The 22,938-nt window shown below is 56.5% G+C and carries 15 protein-coding genes; 4 read left to right on the top strand and 11 right to left on the bottom strand.

All coding sequences use genetic code 11. The features are described from left to right. Positions 1 to 50: 50 nt before the first annotated feature. Genes JFU37_RS28400 through JFU37_RS28410 form a run of 3 tightly spaced genes read right to left on the bottom strand, consistent with a single transcriptional unit; the run spans position 51 to position 2,873 of the window. A complete protein-coding gene (locus JFU37_RS28400; RefSeq protein ID WP_201120448.1) occupies positions 51 to 1,559 on the bottom strand; it encodes a glucosyltransferase domain-containing protein in 1,509 nt (502 codons plus the stop codon). A gap of 1 nt (position 1,560) precedes the next feature. Next, complete coding sequence (locus JFU37_RS28405; RefSeq protein ID WP_201120449.1) at positions 1,561 to 2,502, bottom strand: glycosyltransferase family 2 protein; 942 nt, start codon at positions 2,500 to 2,502, stop codon at positions 1,561 to 1,563. Continuing rightward, positions 2,499 to 2,873, bottom strand: a complete 375-nt coding sequence (locus JFU37_RS28410; RefSeq protein WP_201120450.1) for a GtrA family protein — start codon at positions 2,871 to 2,873, stop codon at positions 2,499 to 2,501. The genes JFU37_RS28405 and JFU37_RS28410 overlap by 4 nt, the downstream gene beginning before the upstream one ends. A 238-nt stretch (positions 2,874 to 3,111) precedes the next feature. Here JFU37_RS28410 and JFU37_RS28415 point away from each other — a divergent pair, with 238 nt between their 5' ends. After that, entirely contained in the window at positions 3,112 to 4,287 is a 1,176-nt protein-coding gene (locus JFU37_RS28415; protein ID WP_201120451.1) for an OpgC family protein, read from the top strand. Positions 4,288 to 4,429: 142 nt separating this feature from the next. Here the strand turns inward: JFU37_RS28415 and JFU37_RS28420 are convergent, their stop codons facing one another. Then, positions 4,430 to 5,851, bottom strand: a complete 1,422-nt coding sequence (locus JFU37_RS28420) for an amino acid permease (RefSeq protein WP_201120452.1) — start codon at positions 5,849 to 5,851, stop codon at positions 4,430 to 4,432. Between the two features lie 726 nt (positions 5,852 to 6,577). Here JFU37_RS28420 and JFU37_RS28425 point away from each other — a divergent pair. The 3 genes from JFU37_RS28425 to JFU37_RS28435 all read left to right on the top strand — a co-directional run bounded on the left by JFU37_RS28425 (position 6,578) and on the right by JFU37_RS28435 (position 15,771). Continuing rightward, on the top strand, positions 6,578 to 7,036 hold the full coding sequence (locus JFU37_RS28425; RefSeq protein WP_201120453.1) for an REP-associated tyrosine transposase: 459 nt from the start codon (positions 6,578 to 6,580) through the stop codon (positions 7,034 to 7,036). Between the two features lie 428 nt (positions 7,037 to 7,464). Next, entirely contained in the window at positions 7,465 to 10,584 is a 3,120-nt protein-coding gene (locus JFU37_RS28430) for a transglycosylase domain-containing protein (RefSeq protein ID WP_201120454.1), read from the top strand. Positions 10,585 to 10,734: 150 nt separating this feature from the next. Further along, positions 10,735 to 15,771: a dermonecrotic toxin domain-containing protein gene (locus JFU37_RS28435; RefSeq protein WP_201120455.1), complete on the top strand. Its 5,037-nt coding sequence runs from the start codon at positions 10,735 to 10,737 to the stop codon at positions 15,769 to 15,771. A 54-nt stretch (positions 15,772 to 15,825) separates the two neighbouring features. Here the strand turns inward: JFU37_RS28435 and JFU37_RS28440 are convergent, their stop codons facing one another. From JFU37_RS28440 to JFU37_RS28470, 7 genes are all read right to left on the bottom strand, one after another. Next, positions 15,826 to 17,031: a hypothetical protein gene (locus tag JFU37_RS28440; RefSeq protein ID WP_242485855.1), complete on the bottom strand. Its 1,206-nt coding sequence runs from the start codon at positions 17,029 to 17,031 to the stop codon at positions 15,826 to 15,828. A 121-nt stretch (positions 17,032 to 17,152) separates the two neighbouring features. Beyond that, positions 17,153 to 18,415, bottom strand: coding sequence for a hypothetical protein (locus JFU37_RS28445; RefSeq protein WP_446739616.1), 1,263 nt, complete (start codon positions 18,413 to 18,415; stop codon positions 17,153 to 17,155). Positions 18,416 to 18,542: 127 nt separating this feature from the next. After that, complete coding sequence (locus JFU37_RS28450) at positions 18,543 to 19,811, bottom strand: hypothetical protein (RefSeq protein ID WP_242485850.1); 1,269 nt, start codon at positions 19,809 to 19,811, stop codon at positions 18,543 to 18,545. Between the two features lie 3 nt (positions 19,812 to 19,814). Further along, positions 19,815 to 20,234 (bottom strand): hypothetical protein, encoded by a 420-nt coding sequence (locus JFU37_RS30990; protein ID WP_242485851.1) that lies wholly within the window; start codon positions 20,232 to 20,234, stop codon positions 19,815 to 19,817. Between the two features lie 77 nt (positions 20,235 to 20,311). Beyond that, on the bottom strand, positions 20,312 to 21,556 hold the full coding sequence (locus JFU37_RS28460; RefSeq protein WP_201120457.1) for a hypothetical protein: 1,245 nt from the start codon (positions 21,554 to 21,556) through the stop codon (positions 20,312 to 20,314). A gap of 116 nt (positions 21,557 to 21,672) precedes the next feature. Next, positions 21,673 to 22,167 carry a CS1 type fimbrial major subunit gene (locus tag JFU37_RS28465; RefSeq protein WP_201120458.1) on the bottom strand — a complete coding sequence of 165 codons (495 nt, stop codon included), beginning with the start codon at positions 22,165 to 22,167 and terminating at the stop codon, positions 21,673 to 21,675. A 15-nt stretch (positions 22,168 to 22,182) separates the two neighbouring features. Beyond that, positions 22,183 to 22,923: a molecular chaperone gene (locus JFU37_RS28470; RefSeq protein WP_201120459.1), complete on the bottom strand. Its 741-nt coding sequence runs from the start codon at positions 22,921 to 22,923 to the stop codon at positions 22,183 to 22,185. Positions 22,924 to 22,938: the final 15 nt, after the last annotated feature.

Raw genomic sequence — 22,938 nt, forward strand, 5'->3', positions numbered from 1 at the left:
TGCCGCAGGCTGCGATCTCTTGATCTTCGGCCTCCCCCTTTCAATGCGCGTCACCAATAAAGCGCCTTGATCGGGGCCGGTTCTTTAAAGACGATAAAACCGTAATCACCCAGCACATAAATCCGGTAGTACGGGCTCTCCACCAGCGGTGGATAACCGAGATAACCGACCCGGGTCGCGTTACGTCGTTCCTGCTCCGCCACCACGTTGGTGATGCCCACTTTCGGCAGATTCTCGGCCAGCATGTAAAAGTCGATGTTCAGCAGGTAGTGCAGCACCGGCATCTGCTTGAATGAACCCGCCGCCCCCATCAGCCAGTGATCGGAATACGTCACCGACATATAAATACGCTTGGCTTCGCGCAGCTCCCGGTGAGACGCAATGTCGTGCTCAAGGCTCATCAGCGCGCTGCTTGCGAAGGTTTTCTGCATCGTCAGCACCCGGCCATAGGCGTACGACAACGAAAGCATCGCCAGCAAAGGCACCACCAACAACAATGGCAGCCGCGTGTGGATGCGGGCCAGCGCCAAATGACTCAAATAGAACAACAGCACCAACAAAACCCCGAAGCCCATCAGTGTCCTGGCGCCCTCATTGAAATCCCGGAAAAACAGCGCGACACCCGACACCAGCAGCACCACGACCGGCAATGTCAGCAAACACACCAGCGCGATCAGCCCTTTCCTCAACCCGGTGTCGTGACGCTCCAGCACGCTCAGGCCAACGCGCACAGCGCCAGCCAGAGCACACAGCAACAGCGCGGCGAACACCCAGGCAAATCCGCCATGAAACAGCAGCGCGATTTTTTCCAGCACTCGGGCGACATTGATTTGAAGCTGCAGCCAAGGCGCCGCCGTCCAATTCAGTAACGCCGTGCGATTTTGCGTCATGAACGGGTAAGCACTGGCCGCATAGATCAGCCAGGCGAGCACGATCTGGGCGATTTTCCAGCCGATCAAGTCGCGCCATTGCACCCAGGCCAGCCGATCATTGGCGGCCCTGAGCAGCTCCAGGCAACACAAGCCCAGAAACACATTGAGGCTTATTTGATAGAGCCCCAGCGCCAGCGCAACCAGGAAAGAAGGCACCAGCCACTGAAGAATGCGTGAGGGATGACGAAACGTCATCGCGTAGATCACCGCAACCAGGCTCAAGACCATGGCGGGGCCATCGTATTGATACGTCAGGTTTTGCAGGAAAAACGGGTTGTACCACAGCGGTAACAGCACCAGGCAATCGGAAATCGTCGGCTGCGGGGCGTAATGAAACGTCAGGCTGGTCAATGCCGAGGCCATGGCCAGCGTGGCGATCAACAGCGGTAATGGAAAGATGTTCGGTGCGGCATTGCTGAACGTGAGCAGGTTATAAAACAGCTCGGCAAACAGTCGGCCCTCCTGTGCCCACGCCATTCCGGCCGACAGGGCACGCCAATTGTCATCGATATAGGGAAAGTCCGCGAGAATCAGCGGCACGACATACACAAGGGTCGCGAGCAGAAAAAACAGGAAGACCTGGCGGCGTCCGAGTTCTTTGACGAGAAAATCGCTGAACCTGCCCATGCTAAAGCCCGAGCCGGTCTTTGCCGCCGACGATGTCTTTCACCACATAGCGCGGCCGATGCTTGGCTTCGATGTAAATTCGCCCGACGTACTCACCGAGTATCCCGATGCCGATCAGCTGTACGCCGCCGAGAAACAGAATCGCCGTCATCAATGACGGGTAACCGGGCACGCTGTTACCGAAGAAAATCTTGTCCAGCACCATGTACACCGCGTAGAGCACCGCAAAGATCGAAATACTGCCGCCGACGTATGTCCATAAACGCAACGGCACGGTGCTGAACGACGTCACGCCTTCCAGCGCCAGGTTCCAGAGCTTCCAGCCATTGAACTTGCTGGTGCCGGCTACGCGCTCCGCTCGCTCATATTCCACCACCACGGTGTTGAACCCGGCCCACGACAGCACGCCTTTCATGAACAACTGATGCTCGGGCAGTGTGCGGATCACGTTGACCACCTTGCGGTCCATGAGCCGGAAATCGCCGACGTTTTCTTCGATCCGGGTGTAAGCGATTCGGTTCAGCACATGGTAGAACAGCGCGGCACTTCGACGCTTGAGGTAGCCGTCGGTGGTACGATCGCGGCGCTTGGCGAGCACCACGTCGGCGCCTTTTTGCCATTCTTCGATCAGCAGCGGGATGACACTGATCGGGTCCTGCAGGTCCACGTCCATAGGGATCACCGCATCGCCGGTGGCATATTCCAGGCCGGCGAACAGCGCCGGTTCCTTGCCGAAGTTTCGCGAGAAGTTAATCAGCATCACCTGTTCATCGGCTTGCGCCAGCGCTTTGACCTGCTCCGCCGTGCGGTCGGAACTGCCATCGTTGATGAACACGATTTCGACCTCGGTGCGTTCAAGTTTCAACTCTTGGCGCACCGCCAGGTAAAACAGGCTGATCGCCTGCTCTTCATTGAATACCGGAACGATCAACGAGACTTTCATTCGTCACGCTCGCGAAACACCACGTACTTTGAAAACAGAAAGCCAAACACGAGGCTCAGTGCCGAAAATATAGCCACTGTCAGCAAGCCGTGTAGTTTCCATACGTCTCCCAGATGGCCGACACCCAGACTCAACGCCCCCATGGCCCCCAGAAACAGCAGATACCCGCCGGGCGTTGCCTTGGCGTCGAAGGTATAAAGCGCGTTCATGTAGAAAGAGAATGAGGCGGCAACACAGAAGGCGGCCAGGTTACTGATCGCTTGACTGAAGTCAGCCGCCACACTCAACAGGAAAAAGATTTGCCAGTGAATCAGGGTGTTGGCGACCCCGATCACCGTGTAGCTGGAGAACCCTTTCCACGAGAGCCGCATGGTGCCCTTCCTGTCTGAGAGAGCGGCACAAACCCGTCATAAAGCTTTGAACCTGTCTACTGTCATAAATCACAGGCCTGACGACGTTTCAGACCAATGGTTGCGCACATCGGCCATCCCGAGAGACATCCCGTAATATCCCGACTTTGCAATTGCCCACGAATTTCGCCACCCTGCGCGCCGCCTATGGCGCCTTCGGTTATTCCTTATTTCAACACCCGTTCACGAGCCTGCCGTCATGACGTTTGAACGCGATCACCGGATCGACTTTTTTCGAGGCCTCGCGCTGATCTTCATTTTCTGGGATCACGTGCCTCACAACCCGCTCGGCCAAATCACCCTGCGTAATTTCGGCTTCAGCGATGCGGCGGAAATTTTCGTGTTTCTGGCCGGGTACGCCGCGGTGCTGGCCTACGGCAGGATCCTTCAGCGCGACGGTTTCCTGATTGCCTGCGTGAAGATCCTGCGCCGCGCCTGGACGCTCTACGTGGTGCATATTTTCCTGTTGGCGATGCTGATGGGCATCGTCTTCTTCGCCAACAGCCACGTGGAAACGCGGGATCTGGTGGAAGAAATGGGCCTGCACCATTTCATCAGCAATCCCCAGCAAGCTTTGGTGGATGAACTGCTGTTGCGCTTCAAACCGAACCTGATGGACCCGCTGCCGTTGTACATCGTGCTGCTGGCCGGTTTGCCCTTGGTGCTGCCGATGCTGGTGCGCAAGACAGGGGCGGTGGTGGCGGTGTCGTTGACGGTGTACCTGCTGGCACCGTGGTTTGGCTGGAACCTGGCGGCCATCAAGGACGGCGTGTGGTACTTCAACCCCGTTACCTGGCAATTGCTGTTTGTGCTCGGCGGCGCCGCAGCGATTCATGGGCAGCGCGTAGCGAGCAAAAGATCGCAGCCTGCGGCAGCTCCTACAGGGGGAGGCGATCAATGTAGGAGCTGCCGCAGGCTGCGATCTTTTCAGCCGTTGCTCGTCATTGCGGTGGTGTACGTGGTGGTGACCGGGGTGATTACCGTCTCATGGCGATGGCCGGAACTACACGACGCCGTGATGCCGGCCCGGCTGAGCAACCTGTTGTACCCGATCAGCAAGACCGATCTGTCACCGGTACGTCTGTTGCACTTCCTGGCGTTGGCCTATGTCACCGCCCGGCTGTTGCCCGGCAATGGTTGGACGCACAACTGGCTGGCACGGCAATGCTGTCGCATGGGGCGTTATTCGCTGGAAGTCTTCTGTCTGGGCGTGCTGTTGGCGCCGCTGGCAGATATGGTGAATGCCATGACCGATGATGCGTTTTACATGCAGATTTTCACCGCGCTGGTGGGGGTCGGTTTGATGGCGTTGTTGGCAGTATGGCTGGATTTCAACAAACGGCTGACCCGACCGCTGACCGTAGCCGCTGCTTAAAGTCAAAAGATCGCAGCCTGCGGCAGCTCCTACAAAGGAATGCGATCAATGTAGGAGCTGCCGCAGGCTGCGATCTTTTGATCTTCCAAATGAAAAATCCCCGGCCAAATGGACCGGGGATTTTCATTTCAAGCGAGACAACTCAAGAAGCCGAACGCACCGCACCTTGCGACACATTGGTCGGTTGCAACTTGAACACATAAAACAACACCGTCAGCAGCACCAGGAACGCCGGACCCACATAGAGCGCCACGCGGGTGTCTGGGAAGTACGCCATCAGACCAACCACCAGCACCAGAAACGCCAGCGCCAGATACGAACTGACCGGGTACAGCCACATCTTGTATTTCAGGCCGGCACGTTCGCTGGCACTCAGGCCTTTGCGGAACTTGAGCTGGGCCAGCAAGATCATCACCCAGGTCCAGATCGCGCCGAAGGTGGCAATCGCGGTCACCCAGACGAAGACTTTCTCGGGCACCAGGTAGTTGAGCAGCACACCCAGCAGCAACGCGCCGATCGACAGCAACAGTGCGCGACGTGGCACGCCGTTGCTCGAGGTCTTGGCGAAACCGGCCGGGGCCTGGCCATTCTGCGCCAGGCTGTAGAGCATGCGCCCGGTGCTGAAGATGCCGCCGTTGCAGGACGACAACGCGGCAGTGATCACCACGAAGTTGATGATGCCGGCTGCGGTCTTGATGCCCAGCCGCTCGAAGGTCATCACGAACGGGCTGCCCTGAGTGCCGATTTCGTTCCATGGGTAAATCGACAGGATCACGAACAGCGCGCCGACGTAGAACAGCAGAATCCGCCAGAACACCGAGCCGATCGCGCTCGGAATAGTCTTCTGCGGGTTCTTCGCTTCACCGGCGGTCAGGCCGATCATCTCGACACCGAGGTAGGCGAACATCACCATTTGCAGGGACATCAACACGCCTTGCACACCGTTGGGCATGAAGCCGCCGTGCGCCCAGAGATTGGAAATCCCCAGCGCCACACCGTCGTTGCCGAAGCCGAAAGCAATCACGCCGACGCCGCCGATCACCATCGCAATGATGGTGACGATCTTGATCAGGGCGAACCAGAACTCGAACTCACCGAAGGCTTTCACCGCGATCAGGTTGATGGTGCCCATGCTGATCAGGGCCGACAGTGCCCAGATCCAGCGCGGCACATCGGGGAACCAGACGCCCATGTACACCGCCACCGCGGTGATTTCCGCAACGCAGGTCACCAGCCACAGGAACCAGTAGTTCCAGCCGGTCAGGAAGCCGGCCAAGGGGCCGAGGTAGTCTTGGGCGTAGCGGCTGAAGGAGCCGGCGACCGGGTTGTGCACGGCCATTTCGCCGAGGGCGCGCATGATCACCAGGATCGCCAGGCCGCCAATAATGTAGGACAGCATGATTGCCGGGCCGGCCATCTCAATGGCCTTGGCCGAACCGAGGAAAAGACCGACGCCGATACAGGCACCGAGCGCCATCAAGCGAATATGCCGTTCGCCGAGTTCACGTTTAAGGGGGCCGCCCTGAGCGGTCTCGCCGTGGGGCAGGTGATTGCCAACTGGCATAGGGGTACAACCTCGTCTTGTTATTGGAGATGACCACCGAGTATCGAAGCGCTGACCGATAAGCCATTGCTTCTGCGAAACCGGGCCTGCTTTGTGGGCAGAACCGTCCTGCAGGACAAAACCTGCAGAACCAGCGGGGCGTGCAGTATAAAAAGCTTCCTATAGGGTTTTTCACTCTAAAAACCACAACATTCAGCGAGAACTCTCGGCAAAAGCCGGGTTTACGGAGGGGCATTACCTGAGTTTTGTAGGATTATTCGCCGCTAAATCGGCGCGGAGTATTGCACAGCATTGGTGCATCGTCATGCACCTATCCAGCCAGCATTGGCACGACGATGGCTCTAGTTCAAACCTTTCAGGTTACTCAACCTCTGTGGTGAGGGGATTTATGTGGTGAAGGGATTTATGTGGTGAGGGGATTTATCCCCGTTCGGTTGCGCAGCAGCCGTAAACCTTGTGGATGCGGTGTAACTGAAAGGACACAGGGGAGCGCTTCGCACTCCAACGGGGATAAATCCCCTCGCCACATAAATCCCCTAGCCACATAAAATCCCCTAGCCACATAAATCCCCTCACTACATAAATCCCCTCACCACAAGGCGCTCCATCACTGCTGTGAATCTTTCGTAGCAATCAGAAATTTCACTCAAAAGTCTCAGCTTCGATACAGATCACTGCGTACTAGCCTGAAAGCGTCACTTGACGATCACGTAAGGAAGCAATGGATTGCCTACTCAACCTAACTCTCATCGCCTGCGCTTCGGTCGACACTCCGAAACCGGTCGCGCTTATCTCATCACCGCGGTTATCCACAATCGCCAACCCCTATTTTCTGATTGGCGCTTGGGCCGCCTGCTTGTCGCAGAAATGCGACGGGTTCACGACTCCGGGCTGGTGAATTCAATCGCTTGGGTGGTTATGCCTGATCACTTTCATTGGCTGATGCAATTGCAAGACGAAAATTTAGGGAATGTCATTGGTGCTACCAAAGCCCGATGCGCCCAGGCAGTGAACAAAATGACCGGCCGAAGTGGCTCTTTGTGGCAAACCGGCTATCACGACCGAACCATTCGTGATGGCGAAGAGCTTCTGCCGTTCGCTCGTTACATTGTTGCCAACCCCTTGAGAGCAGGGCTCGTAGACAAAATCGGCGATTACCCCCTCTGGGATGTCTGCTGGTTGTAACGTCACTCCCCTTCTGTGGCTACCGAACCCCTGTGGTGAGGGGATTTTGGGGTGAAGGGGATTTATGTGGTGAAGGGATTTATGTGGTGAAGGGATTTATCCCCGTTCGGTTGCGCAGCAGCCGTAAAACCTGTGGATGCGGTGTGACTGAAAGGACACAGGGGAGCGCTTCGCACTCCAACGGGGATAAATCCCCTCACCACATAAATCCCCTAGCCACATAAATCCCCTCACCAATCCCCTCACCACATAAATCCACTCACCAATCCCCTTACCACATAAATCCCCCTCACCACAGAAGCCTCCTTTCCACAGGCGCTTGATGGTGAATATTTGAGATTTGTGTGTTCACAATTTTTTCACCGATGCCAACCACCGTCTAAGCTTCAGACAAGTCCGATCAATCTGCGTGAATGGATCAGTCGACTATGGGCGCGTTATGGCAAACCGATTCGAGTAAAACTGTGGTCCCGACTGAACGTGTGGATGAAGCACCTTTACCTGAAAAACCCCGTCGCAGTCGCATCAAGCACGGGTGGAAGGCGTTTTGGTTGCTGGTGCTGATTATTCTGATCGTCCTGGGCCTGGCCGCCGCCAAGGAAATGCGCACTTCGAAGTTTCAGGCACAGGAAGTCAGCAAATATGCCGCATCCCTGAGTTACGAACTGAAACCCGGCCCCAGCGATGCTATTCACTATCCTGGAGCCGGCCCATTTGACCTGCGTCTGGGCTACAGCGCTCTGGATGAATTCCTGCCGCGCCTGATCAAGCGCGACTATGTCATCGCGTCACAAACACGCTTTTCCCAAAAGCTGATGGACTACACCGACAGGGGCCTTTTCGTGCCCTACGCGGAGAAAATCCAGGCCGGGCTGTCGATCACCGACTGCCGTGCGGCACCGCTGTATCAGTACAAATACCCCCAACAGCTCTATTCGAGTTTTGCGGCCATCCCGCCGGTGGTGGTCAACAGCTTGCTGTTCATCGAAAACCGCTTCTTGCTCGACCCCCGGCAGCCCCAGGCCAACCCTGCCGTGGACTGGCCACGGTTCGGCATGGCGGCGTGGTCCCAGGTCGCCAAGCTGTTGCACATGCCTGGCCAATCTGCCGGTGGCAGCACCCTGGCAACACAACTTGAGAAGTACCGGCACTCGCCCGATGGCTTGACGGTGTCGGGCGGGGAAAAAATCCGTCAGATGATATCCGCCAGCGTGCGGGCTTATCAGGCCGGACCGGAAACCATGGCGGCCCGGCAAAACGTGGTTCGCGACTACCTCAACAGCGTGCCCCTGTCCGCCGTACCAGGCCACGGTGAAGTGCATGGCATGGCCGAAGGTTTACGCGTCTGGTATGGCGCCGACTTCAACCAGGCTAACGAATCGCTGGCCAGCACTGCGACGGATCCAAAAACCATGTCGGAAAAAGGTCTGGCCCTGCGTGAGATGTTGTCATTGATGATTGCCCAGCGCCGTCCTTCCCATTACCTGACCAAGGGTCGCGAAGAACTGACCGACCTCACCGACAGCCACATTCGCCTGCTTGCCCAGAACGGTGTGATCGATGAATCGCTGTCTGCGGCGGCCTTGGCCAGCAAGGTGACTTACCGAGACTGGCAGACTCAACCGACTATCCAGCCCATCGAAACCAACAAGGGCATCAGCGTGGCGCGCAGTCGTCTGGGAGGTTTGCTCAATCGTCCGCTGTATGACCTCGACCGCCTTGACCTCTCGGCCACCAGCACCCTGCAAGGTGTTCTGCAAACCAAGGCCACCGAATACCTCAAGCATCTGGCCGACCCTGCGTTTGCCGCGCAAATCGGTTTGATGGGCGAACACTTGCTCACCCCGACCAGCACGACCCAAGTGCGCTACAGCTTCACGCTGTTTGAACTGACACCGGACGGCTCGCGCGTGCGGGTGCAGACCGACAGCACCGACCAGCCGTTCGACATCAACGAAGGCAGCAAGCTGGAACTGGGCTCCACCGCGAAAATGCGCGTGCTCACCACTTACTTGCAGATCATCTCCGAGCTGCACGATAAATACGCCGGGATGACCGTCCCGGAACTGAAGAAAGTCAACGTCCCGGATCAGGACCATATTAGCCGCTGGGTCGTCGACTACCTGATCCAGAATAAGGATCGCAACCTGCCGGCCATGCTTAGCGCTGCGCTGGACCGCAAATACTCCGCCAGCCCCGGCGAAGCCTTTTTCACCGGTGGCGGATTGCACGTATTCCATAACTTTCGCAAGGAAGACAATGGCCGCATACCGACACTGCGCGATGCAATACGTGAGTCGATCAACCTGCCGTTCATTCGGCTGATGCGCGACCTGGTGCGTTACACCACCTACTCCGGCCCCAACAGCAGCGCCGAGTTGCTCTTGGACGACCGAGATCCGCGCCGTCAGGAATACCTGGCCTCGTTCGCCGACAGTGAAGGCACGTCTTTCCTGCTGAAGTTCTGGAAGAAGTACAAGAACAAGGACACCCCGGCGCGGCTCGAGACCTTCCTCGACAGCATGCACCCGACGCCGATTCGCATGGCCGCGGTACACCGGTATCTGTTGCCAGAGGCCAGTCAGGAAAGCTTCAACACCTTCGTGCGTTCGCACCTCAAAGGCGCCAAGCTCACCGAAAAACTCACTGACGAACGCCTCCAACGGCTCTACGAAAGTTACGGCCCTGGCACCTATGACCTGCCGGACCAGGGTTTCATCGCCAAGGTCCACCCGCTGGACCTGTGGCTGATGGGTTACCTGCTGAACAATCCGGATGCCAAGTGGAGCCAGATCGTCAAAGCCAGTCAGTTCGAACGCCAGGAAGTCTACAGCTGGTTGTTTAAAAGCCGTCACAAGGGCGCCCGCGACAGCCGCATCCGCACCATGCTGGAGATCCAAGCGTTCCTCGACATTCACCAGCGCTGGCAGAAAGTCGGCTACCCGTTCGATCACCTGGTGCCATCACTGGCCACCGCCATCGGCAGTTCCGGCGACCGCCCGGCGGCGCTGGCGGAGCTGATCGGGACCATCCTCAACGACGGTGTCCGCATGCCAACGTTGCGCATCGACACCCTGCACTTCGCTGCGAATACACCGTATGAAACCAAATTGATCAATGACCCGGATGTCGGCAAACGGGTGATGCCTTCCGAGGTTGCCACCGCCATGCGCGAAGCCTTGTCGCAAGTGGTAGACGCCGGTACCGCCAAACGGGTTTCCGGCAGCTTCACCACACCCGATGGCAAACCATTGGCCATGGGTGGCAAGACCGGGACAGGCGATAACCGCATTGAAGCCTTCGGTTCGGGCGGACGGGTCCTCAGCTCTAAATCCATCAACCGCACGGCGACCTTTGTGTTCTACATCGGCGATAATCACTTCGGGACGTTGACCGCGTTCGTTCCCGGCCAATCTGCCGAAGCCTTCAAGTTCACCTCGGCGTTGCCGGTGCAAGTGCTCAAAGGCATGGCGCCGATTCTCACGCCGTATCTGCAACCGGGGAGTCATACGCAGTGCCTGCCTGTCGAAGTGGCACGGAGTGAATAAACGAAGGTGGTAATTAATTATTTTCGGCATTGATAATTCCGGTGCTTCGTACTGACGAACACCGGTTTAACCACAGATATTCAGACTTTTACTTTGGGCGATGGAAGATAGGCTGGTGACTTCCATCATCACTCAAGGCTTGTTACCACGATGTCTGATTTACAAGGACGTACACCCGACAACAAAGGCCGCCATTACGACTTCATCAACAGTCGTATCCCTCACCCATTCAAAAATGCCTCAGTGCAGAGAATCCAGGCGCTCAGTGCCGCTCGAAAAGGCCCCGCGCAATGGGTAATCACAGCCTCAAACTTCAATCACAACCTGTTACAAGACGCCAACCTGAAACTCTGGGCTGCACAAAATAAAGTTGATCAGATGCTTGATGAGTTACAGGATATTTATACATTCGCCGAACCGTTACTGAGCGCCGCACTGAAAGAACACTACGGCGTCGACGATGATGTTAGAACAACTTACTTGCGTCTTTACCTGCCCAAAGAACGCCCCTGGTATGCGATCAACCTCTCCCAGGGCGTGGTGACCCGTACGGTTTCACTGCTTGACGCTGCGCTGCATAACTTCGCCCGATCCGAAACTTGCGAAGCGGACTCCGACTTCATCAGTCAGCCCGATCAGCGAGGGCTGTTCGATATCAAGCCGATCAAACGCAAAATGTCCATCGCCCAGTTCCAGACCCTGTGTCGCGAACTGGACATCGGCGCGCGATACACCCAGTACCTCGAAAGCATCTTGCTGCCCAGCGATGCAGTCGCCAGAACGTCCTTGAGACACAAAGTCATCGAGAGCGAGAAAGCGGCATTCGTGGCCGCGGCCCACCAGGCCTTCATCACCAAAGACGTCGACCGCAACGCCCGTGACCTGGTACTGGCCATGCTCGACGGGCAGCACTACCTCACCCTCAAAGGCAAAGCGGTGCGGTTCGCCGAACTGTCCATCATGAACACCACCCTGACCGGAATAGTGCTGATTGCCCCGGACCTTGAGAAAAGCCATAAGGTCGAAGGCCTGATCGCTTACATCCCCGGTGACCCCGAGCATCCACTCAAAGAGTATGCCTCGGTGACCGACTTTCTGAATCAGTTGACCGGCCAGCTGCGGGACGACGCCTTTATCGAATCGGCCCGGATGACCTACCGCCAGTTTTTCAGCCGGTTCGTCGACCAGCAAGAGCGAGGACACTTTTTCGCCGGTCTCCAGCAACGCCTGTTCAGGGTTGAATGGCATAAGAAAGAAGCGCTGGACCAACGTCCGACGTGGCGAGAAGAACCGGTAACCAACCCCCATCTGCAATTCAACGTCACACCGATCACCGGTGCTTTGTGGACTCATCTCTATCAGCAAAAGCTCAACAAGATCCTCAATGACGCCAGACACGTCGCCGTCTCCACCGCCGATACCGATAGCAACGCACGCTGGGCCTGGTGGGATAACTTCAAGAAAATCGTGTCCGACATCTTCAATGTCGCGCTGATGGTGATCACGCCCTTCGTGCCGGGGCTGGGTGAATTGATGATGGCTTATACCGCCTATCAGATTGCCAACGACGTCATCGAATCCATCATCGACCTGGCCGAAGGCCTGTGGATCGAGGCCATCGAACATGTTGTGGCCGTCGTGAACGATGTCGTGCAACTGGCGGCTTTTGCGGCGGGCGTAAAGATTGGCAATATCGCTCGCCTCAAACTCTCGGGGCTGATCGAAGGCATGAAACCGGTGGAACTGCCCAACGGCCAGCGCCGCCTGTGGCACCCGGATCTCAAGCCCTACGAACAGCCGAACCTGAAGTTGCCGGCCGACTCCCGTCCCAATGAGCAGGGCCTGCACTCACACAAAGGCCAGGACATACTGCCTTTGGATAAAAAACATTATGCGGTGCAGCAAGATCCAAAAACGGGCAACTATCGCATCAAGCACCCACACCGCTCCGATGCCTATTTGCCCGAGCTGAAACACAACGGTCGCGGCGCCTGGACCCATGAAGCCGAAACCCCGCGAGCCTGGGAAAGCCCGACACTGATGCGCCGTCTCGGGCATAGCGTGGACAGCCTTAGCGATGCCGAGCTGGCGCGAATCCGCATCACCAGCGGTACCGAGGACAATGCGCTGCGCAAAATGTACGTCGACAACACTACGCCGCCACCGCTGCTGGCCGACAGCCTGAACCGCTTCAAACTCTTCAAAGACGCCGCGCAGGCGAGCGAACGGATCCGTGCCGGCCAGCCACTGGCGCCGTCCTCCTATTGGTTCGAACCGCTCCCCACCTACTTGGAAGGATGGCCCGCCGATAAGGCCCTGAAAGTGTACAAAGACGCCGGCCGGACAGGACACTTTCGCCAGTATGGAAATCCCGGGGCGAGCGCCGACCAGACACTCGTCACCCATCTCTCTGAGGTCATGAGCGGAGAATGGCCGCAGAGCATCATCGACTTCCTTGATGAAGAAGAACTCAAGACCCTGTTCGGTCGGCAGATGCCAAAAGACGAGCAAGTACAAACGCTGCGCAACAGGCTGGCTGACGAAGCAGACAAGCTCAAGACGGAGATCTTCGAGCAGCAATACCAGGCGGGCGAAACATCGAATAATCCACAGATTCGACTGTTTAAAAATACATTCCCGAAGCTGCCGACCAGGGCCGCGCAAACGCTATTGGGCAACGCCAGTGCCGCCGAGCTTGAGCGCATGACCGTCGAGCAACGGCTACCGTTACGCCTGAAAAACCAGGCCCGGGAATGGGCATTCGAGGCGCGAACCAGTCATGCTTACGAAGGGTTCTACAACGACGCACAGCTGACGGCGGATACCGAACGCCTGGCCCTGAATACGCTCAGGATCTACACCGACGCGTTCAATGATTGGCGTATAGAAGTCCGTGAGGGCACCACTGACGGCCCGCTGCGTTGCAGCGTGGGTGAAGGAGATGCGGCGACCGTGCGGATTCTGGTCAGGGATGAATTCGCACAGTACGAGGTTCATGGCGACCGCAGGCCCCGTGAAGCAGAGGATTTTTTTCAGGCGATTTTGCAGGCACTGCCCGCAGACAAACGCCAGGCACTGGGTTACCGCACGGGCGAAGGGCAGAAGCTCAAGCAATGGATCATGGAAAAAACCGCCGCCCCCGCCGAGCGTCGAACCGTCCTCGCAACGCCGCCCATCCGACCCGTCGCCGACCCCGACAACGCTCTACTGTTGCGCGGCCCCGGTCTTTCAAAATCGGGACAAACACTGGAAGAAAGGACGAGTGACCTGTACCCCCACTTGAACGAACGAGAGGTCAGCACCTTCGTTCAATCATTGGGTGCAGAAGACGACGCGCTTCAAACGCTCAGGCGACTCGACCGTGAACTGGCCACTCTTCAGGAAACCCTCAACAAATGGCGGTATCAGCAACCTGAATACTGGGGCCCGGATCCGCAAGGCTTTGCAAGGGGCGGCGGCCAACACATTGCCGAACGGCTGGTGGAATGTTTCCAAAGAAAGCCCAAGGTTTTCGGCGAACGCAGTACCACCGTCGACGGGGGGTATGCACTGGATCTGTCGTCGGAGTTAAGCCGTCCTGATCTCGAACTCTGGTGGAAACAACTGCCTGACCTCAAGCCCTACCTCGATCAGATCAGCACTCTGAATCTGGATCGCACGACCTTTTCCGCATCTTCCACCGGCCTGCTGAAAGACTTCCCTCACCTGCGGCAACTGAGCGCCAGGAGTTGCCGATTGACGCAACTGCCCGAAAGCGTTGGCAAGATGCATTACCTGCGTACCTTGCGGCTGATGAGCAACGAGATCACGTTGACACCGTCGGCGGTCGAACAACTGCGAAATCTGACCCATATGGAAACCCTCAGGCTCGATGACAACCCGCGGCTGGGGAATCTGCCGAACGTCGAACGCATGCCCAAGCTGAGAATCCTGAGCTTGAGCAACACGGGCGCCACCACGTGGCCCGATGGCGTCTTCGCGCCGGGCAAGCGACGACCTCGCGGCTTCTTTCTGGACTTGCAGGAGAACCCCATCGGCAACATTCCGACCGTCGTGCCCGGCTCGGCAGATGCCTTCATCGTGGCGCGCACCCGCTTGTTCGAAGCAGATCTCTCGGAGGTCAATCTGGTCATTTTTGAAGCGTATCGACGCTCGGTCGGCATATCCCCCAAGCAGGTCTACACCGAGGCCGCCATGGACGCGATCGACCAATGGCCGATGAAGGATGACTCCGCCTGGTGGAGCGCCGAGGTCCCCGGGCTGGGTACCTTCCGCGAGGAAGCCTGGCACGACTTGATGACCGAACCCGGCTCTCAGGGGTTCTTCTCGTTGATCCAGAAGCAGACACTCTCGGCCGACTACCAGGCCGGCGGCCTATTGCGCGAACAACTCAGCAGCCGGGTATGGCGCATGGTCGAAGCCATCGACCTGGACAGCAAATTGCGCAAGGAGCTGTTCGAAATGGCGGCGGCGCCCACCACGTGCGCCGATGCGGGGGCCCAGGTGTTCAACCACATGGGCATCAAAGTGCTCGCCTCCGAAGCCTATGCCTTGTCGACTTCGAATGCGATCCTTCAAAGCAGGTTGGTGACCCTGGCGAAAGGTGCCGCTCGTCTTGCGCGAGTGGATGACATTGCACGTGCCGATTACGCCGGCCGTTCGGACGCCGATGAGGTTGAACTGTATCTCGCTTATGAAACCGGCCTCGCTCAACGCCTCGGTTTACCGTGGCAATCGGAGTCGATGCTGTATCGCCCCAGGGCAGGAGTGAGCGCCAGTATGCTCGACACGGCGTTCGATACGGTGATGTCCATGGAAGCAGGCGACGGCTTGGTCAATGACATGCTCGAACAACTTTTCTGGGACAAATACTTGGGTGACACTTACCCGAGTGGGTTAGCGCGCAATACCCGACTATACAAGCGCAAGGCCAAACTGCTCGATGAGTTACGGGACGTTCAACGCACCTGGGCAGGTTCCAAAGGGATGCTGATCGCGCAAAGACGAGCGCTCAAACAGCGACTGCAAGCCCTCGCCCGACAACTCAACGTCCGAGAAAGCCTGGTGGTCACGGATGAAGAAATGAGCGATGCAGTCTATGGCGATTTGCTTAACGATATCGCTTACGAAAGAAAGGAATTGAGCAGGCAGCTGACCCGTGCGGCTCTGCAAAGAGCCGGACAATAGATCAACCGCTCGCAAGCCCCTGAAGGTGTACCAGGCAACTTCAGGGGCGCCCCCTCAACCCACTTCCGAGTCCCAGATGACGGTTACGTTGCCTGAATAGCTTCTGGCTCTACCGGGGTGAAGCATTTCTGCCACTTCGTCTCGTGCAATCTCGAAATGCAGCGTTCCGGGTTTGCGATCGACATATAAGCCTGGCTGGAACAACTCGGTTCCAGTGCCATCACTCAGCAACGGCTGACGGCTGACTGGCTTTCCCGCCCCGTCGGTCAGGCCGTTGGGTAGCGTGACACTGACATTGAGCGGTACCGGGTGACCTGCTGTCGGCTCCCACAATGCGCAGGTATTACCGCTGTAGTACTGGCATTGCAGGTTCATTTTGAAACGACCCGACGCCGAAATATTGAAGGTCTGATCCCGGAACAGACGCGTCGGTTTCCGCCCCTGAGTCAGCCAAGCCTGCCAGCCCCCCTGGGGAACCAGTTCAACGCGATTGCCTCCGGGGGGGATATCGACTTTCAGGGTATGCCTGACCTCAAGCAGAAAATTAAGCGTTAACTGGCTGTCGCCGTTGCTCGGGATCATGACATCGCCCATGTCGAAATCCATGCCCGGACCAACGGTGTATGAAATAGTCCCCGTGTATTCACCCGACTGCATGTTCAGGGGGTCGGGTGTACGCATTTCATAACCAAAAACGATGTACTGATAGGAAAAAAACGGAATATCAAACAACGCTTTCTTGCTGCATACACCCGCTCCCACGGGCACTTTCCAGAAACTGTTGTAGCCATGGTGACCAGCAGTCGCCACGCCAACACCTTCGCAAGGAGAAGGTGCGTATACCCAACTGCCACCCGCCCATAGTTGATCCCACCAGCCACCACCGGTCAGCTCACCGATCGATACGGGAATGGAGGCTTCGTGACCAATACCCGCGATCCTCACTTGAACCACTTTTGTCTCAACCACTGTTGAATCACCCGATGCAAGGGTAACAGTCACATCTCGCCACTCGGAAGGCACTTGGGCCATACCGCCCTTGCGCGGGTCAGCATGATTGGCCAGGATCGGTGCATTAGCCGTGAATGGAATGCGAGCGAGAAGGCTGAACAGACCCGCAGGTTTACAGATACCCGGCACCTGGCTACAGAAGCCCTCGGAAGGGGTTTGATTGACGAATTCATTTTTTTGCGGCTTCGACGCATCGGGTTCGAACAAGGCCCTGATGTCACGCACGTCCGCCAGCGCCGGCCCTGTCATCAGGGCAAACAGCAACCCGAGCCCACCGCCTGATCGTCCCTTTATAAATCGCATAGTTCTTCCTCTAAAAAAAGCCCACATCAAGGTTCAAATCACCTGGCCTGCGCTGTTCCAGAACCCACTAAACCTCCGAATCCCAAATGACCGTGACGTTGCCAGAGTAATGTCGTGTTTGCCCCGGCTGAACCATGTCGTCCACGACGTTCGGCGTTATTTCAAAGTGCAGCGTTCCCGGTTTGCGGTCCACATAGAAACCCGGCTGAAAAACCTGATCCTCAATCCGACTTAATGGCAGACGGTTGACGGCTTGCCCGCCAGCGTCGGTCAAGCCATGAGGCAGGCTGACACTGATGTTCAGAGGTACGGCGTGACCGGACACGGGTTCATACAGCGAACAGGTATTGCCGTCCTGACTGTATTGGCACTCCATCTGCATTTTGAAACGCGAACTGGTGGAGATATTAAAGGTCTGGTCGCGGAACAGCCGCGTCGGTTTGCGCCCGTTTTGCAGCCAACTCTGCCAACCGCCTTGGGGCACCAGTTCGACTGTATTGCCGCCTGGGGGAATATCAATTTTCAGGGTGTGCTCGACGGTCAGCGTGAAGTCGAGCTGGAGGATGTTGTCATCGGGCAGCAGGATGTCGCCGAAATCCAGGTCACTGGAGGGCCCTACCGTGTAGACGGTCGATCCGACATAGGCTCCCGTCGACATCCCCAGCGGATTGGGCGTACGCAGTTCATAGCTGATATCAACATACCGGTACCCCAATCCAGGAATCAGGTATTTCGCCTTCTTGGCACAGATCGTCGGTGTAGGCATCAACCAAAAGAACTGGAAACCCATGCTTCCGTAATAGCTCAAGGGGCCAATAGCTCGACAGGGGCTTTGGGCAGATGACCAGTCGCTTCCCTCCCACAGCGCTCTGTGCCCCTCCATTAAATTGGGCTCACCCGTCAAGTCCATCACTGAGTCACTGAGATCATAAACACCGCCGACACCCGCAATGCGTACCTCTAGCGTTTCAACTTCGTTGGTCACGGCATTTCTGACCGTCAATTCACGCCAGTCGGCGGGCGCCTTGATCATTGCACCGGCTCGCGGGTCCGTATGGTCAGGCTGTATAGGGCCATGTTTGGTTTTAAATATATTGGGTATTCGCACGCTAAACATGTTATTGGCCGTGCAAATATCTGGATAAGATAAACAAAAACCCTGATTGGGCGTGGTGTTCGTGAAAGTGTTCTGCTGAGGATGATTTGGGTCCGGCCTGAAGACAGCCGTCAGCGCCCTGACCTCTGCGATGGCGACCATCGAAAGACTTGATAAACAGCCAATCCAGACCATGTGCAGCAAGGGTCGCCGAAAACGTTTGAATATTTTCATCATCACACTTTCCCGAGTGTTAAATAAGGAGCACTGATCAACCCGCCACACCGGACTGGTAAGTCGTGTCCGCCAATCCCAAGCCTCTTGAAGTCAGTCATGAAGTGCCCCTCCTTGGGCAAAACCACTAAACCTCCGAATCCCAAATAACCGTCACGTTGCCCGAGTACTGCCGTCGTGACCCCGGCTTGATCATCTCGGCCACTTCATCCGCGGGAACTTCGAAGTGCAGCGTTCCCGGTTTTCGATCCACGTACACACTCGGCTGGAACAATTCGGTACCACTGCCATCACGCAGTAGCTGACGGCGGTTGACGGCTTGCCCGCCCACGTCGGTCAAGCCATGGGGAAGACTGACGCTGATATTCAGCGGTACCACATGGCCGGAAACAGGCTCGCGCAAGGAACAGGTTCTGCCATCCTGGGTGTATTGGCATTCCAGGTTCATCTTGAAACGCGAACTCGCGGAGATATTGAACGTTTGATCCCTGAACAACCGCGTCGGCTTTCGCCCCTGTTGCAGCCAGGATTGCCAGCCGCCTTGCGGAACCAGTTCAACGCGATTACCACCCGGTGGTACATCGACTTTGAGGGTGTGCTGAACGTCCAGAGTGAAGTTTAATTTCAGGGTTGAACTGCTGGGCTGCATGATATCGCCCATGTCGAAGTCCATCCCGGGACCTACGGTATAGGTCCAGTCTCCGACATACAGACCGGAAGACATTTGCAACGGATTAGGAGTACGCAGCTCATAGCCAATCTGCATCCTGTCGTAGGACAGATTCGAAATACGGTAATTGGCGGTTGCCGCACATTCACTCGCAGTCGGAGTCAACCAGAAAAAGGTGCGAGTGGCAGGCGCGGTATACATACCTCCCGTGGCCTGGCAGGGAGCTGGCGGATTCCATGTCCAGTCGCCCCATAAACGTGTGTGCCACCCCTGAACGGTGGTGGGCTCTCCTTCACCCACAAGGTTTTCAGCGGTATCCGGAAGGACATAACGGCCGCCAATCGAGGCTATGCGTACTTCCAGTTCCGAATACTCCTGAGTCGTGGTATTCCTGACACGAAGCACTTGCCACTGACCTGGTACTCGAAACATCGCGCCTTTGCGTGAACTTGAGTGCCGAGCTTCAATGGGGGCCACGGACACGAAATCAATCGGCATCAGCAGAGAAAACAGACCTCTATCTTTGCAGAATTCAGATTGTAATTGGCAGTGCCCGGTAACAGGCGTTTCATTGATGAACTTGTTTTCCATGGGTCTGGATGGATCCGGCCGAAACACCGCCTTGATATCCATGGACGCACTCATTGCTGGTTCAACCCCCCATCCGAACACCAGAATGACCCAAACAGAAAGACTCGTAACGCCTTCCATTTTTTTAAGTTTCATCACTCAAGCCCCTGGCAACACTGCATTGAAGACTCTATTGACGCTGCCAAAGTAACTGCCAGGCTTGTAAACCCCATCAGCCGGTGGCGTCGGCAAGATTTCCAGCAATACACGTTTGCCCGGCGCGGCATCGGTCAACGACACCACTTCAGTACTTTCCCGTTCGTTCAACAGCAGGCCGTTGAACAGCACCCGCAAACTGAACACCCTGTTTGCCAGGCATTCATCGGGATAGCTCTCGCAATAACCACTTGGAGGCGTGTCGTTCTTGAATTGATTACGTTGCGGGTTGCCAGAGTCTGGTTTGAACGAGGCCTGAATCGACACCTCCTCAGCCCAAGCCGTTGGCAACCACATCGAGAACAAAAGACCCGCACCTGCACTGCGCAATACACATCGTTGAAAGGCGTCTAAACGCTTCATCCTTTAAGCCTCATAGTGTCAGTAATACTTGGCCCAATGGCCTCACATCATGGCGCGCCCCTCCTTGGGCAAAATGATTAAACTTGCGAATCCCAGATCACTGTCACGCTTCCCGAGTACTGCGTTGCTTGTCCCGGGCGAATCATTTCATCGACTTCAGTGGGGGGAATTTCGAAGTGCAACGTTCCAGGTTTGCGGTCCACATATAACGCTGGCTGGAACAACTCCGTACCACTCCCGTCACGCCGAAGCGGCCGACGCGTCACCGGTTGCCCGCCCGCATCCGTCAAGCCATGGGGCAGGCTGACGCTGAGGTTCAACGGAACAGTGTGACGGGACATGGGTTCATACAATGAGCAGTTATTACCGTCCTGACTGTATTGGCACTCCAGCAGCATTTTGAAGCGCGAACTGGCGGAAATGTTGAAGGTCTGATCGCGGAACAACCGAGTGGGCTTGCGCCCATGGGTCAGCCAGGCTTGCCAGCCGCCCTGGGGCTCAAGCTCGATGCGATTGCCTCCCGGGGGAACATCGACCTTGAGTGTGTGCTGAACATCGAGCGTGAAATTGAACACAAGCTCGCTCTGAGAGGGAATCATGACGTCACCAAAATCGAAATCCAGTTCTGGGCCAACCGAGTAAAGAGTCGATCCTGTGTACTGCCCCGCCGACATGCCTAACGGGTTTGGCGTCCGGAGTTCGTATGAGTATTCAAGATATACATGCGCTGTCTGAGGAATATCTTTTACAGCTTGCATCGCACAAGCGCCCGCCCCTTCTGGCACGATCCAGTGCCAAAGTAAGGAACGCGTATTACCCGTCGCATAACCTGTGGTTTGACAGGGTGCTGGTGCATATAGCCAACCGGCCGAGCCCCGAACCCATGCTTCACCAAAGCTCACGCCAGCAATATCTGTCCGACTACCGACGCCGGCTATCCGTACTTCAACCGTTTCAACTTCCCTCGTAGTGTTGTTTATAACGTCAACCTGACGCCAATATGAAGGCACCTTGAACATTGCACCCTCACGGATACTTTCATGATTGGCCAGGATAGGACGGTTGGACCTGAAAACAATATCCGAATTGCGGATGCTGAAAATATTCATATCCTTGCATCGCTGCGGAATATGCCCAGGGCAGAATCCACTTTGCGGCGTTGTATTTTCGAATTTATTGTTCTGTGGATTCGCAGAGTCGGGTCTGAACACAGCGGTAATCTCCTGCACCGCCGCGTTCGCCACTTGTGCAACAGAGTTACTCAACAACCCAATGACCAACATCCACTTGGCGCCAGTTTTAGCGCAATTGATCCAGCTCATGTACTTAATCCAGATTCACTCACAAACAAGACATCCCTACCCTCCGCGTTTAACCATTAACAGTCGGCGCAATCCAACATCCTTGTTGAACTCAATACTTGTTGCTTGACTCACGTCTACGGCATGACAGCGTTGAAGATCATGTTGACGCTGCCAAAATAATTGCCGGGTTTGTAAACACCATCGGCAGGCGGCTGCGGCAAGATTTCCAGCAACACGCGCTTGCCCGGCGCGGCATCGGTCAACGACACCACTTCAATACTTTCCCGTTCGTTCAACAGCAGGCCGTTGAACAGCACCCGCAAGTCAATGTCATGGGCGTCGGTGCCGTTGGACAGATAGGGCCGGCCTTCAAGCCGGGCTTCGATCGAACCGGCTTCATTCTTGACATCGAAATATTTGCGCAAGCCCCCCAGCGTCGACGAGGTCAGGTTCCAGGGCAGTTGCTGCTCACGATGAATCCAGCCAGGGTCTGACGGAATGACATAAAACGCCTGGGTCGGAATCGTCACGAACACCTCGAATCGATGTTCTTCGCGGGCGGCGAAAACCGAAGAACTTGCCAGCGGGACAACAGCCGACAACAGCACGACAGTCAGTTTCTTGAACATGCTCATCACCCGGTCTTATCCCTTCACGTCGAGTTTTTTGCTGCGTTCGCCTTCAACCAACGTGAAGTTGTATTGGCGACCGGCCTGCTTTTCGAACTGGAACGTGCGGCCCGCGAGAATGTGATGCTTGGTGGTCGGCTGGCAGTCCTGCTCGTTTTTGATCGAGCAATCCTTGAACTCATCGATCACCACCACGGTGTTGCCGTTGTTGCGAATCCGATAATTGCCGGCGCCGTTTTCGATCGCACTGTCGAAGCGGGTGTCCTTGGGCCGAACGAAAAACACCGCGCCGTAACCGGCCAACACGGTCACCCCGGCGGACAACTCTTTTTTGTACTCTTCGCGTTCCTCGCTGGAGACGGCGAATTCATCTTCCTTCTCCGGCACCACCGGCACGAAACGCACGCGGAAGTAACGCTCCCGGTCACGTTCGCCCATGTACAGCAGGCGCGTGCCCTGCATGCCATTGGCCGGCACGATCAGCCGGGCCGGGCTGGCCATCAAACCATCGCGGGCACTGCCGTCGGCCTGGGACTGGATCGGAACCTCTCGCGAAGTACCGTCCGCCTCATAGAGAATCTCGAGGATGTTGACCTTGACGAACGCAGTGCTGTCGCCTCCGTTGAAGACCCGTTTCAAGTAGGTACTTTTGTCACCGTCCATGTAGTCATACACAGTGCCGATGTTGATGCTCGGGCCAGCGTGTGCGCTCTGGGTGAACAAACAGAAACCAAATACTGCCAACAGACGTTTCATCGTCTTGAACCTCGT

Origin of the sequence: Pseudomonas sp. TH41 (assembly GCF_016650695.1) — a bacterium.
Classification (GTDB): Bacteria; Pseudomonadota; Gammaproteobacteria; order Pseudomonadales; family Pseudomonadaceae; genus Aquipseudomonas.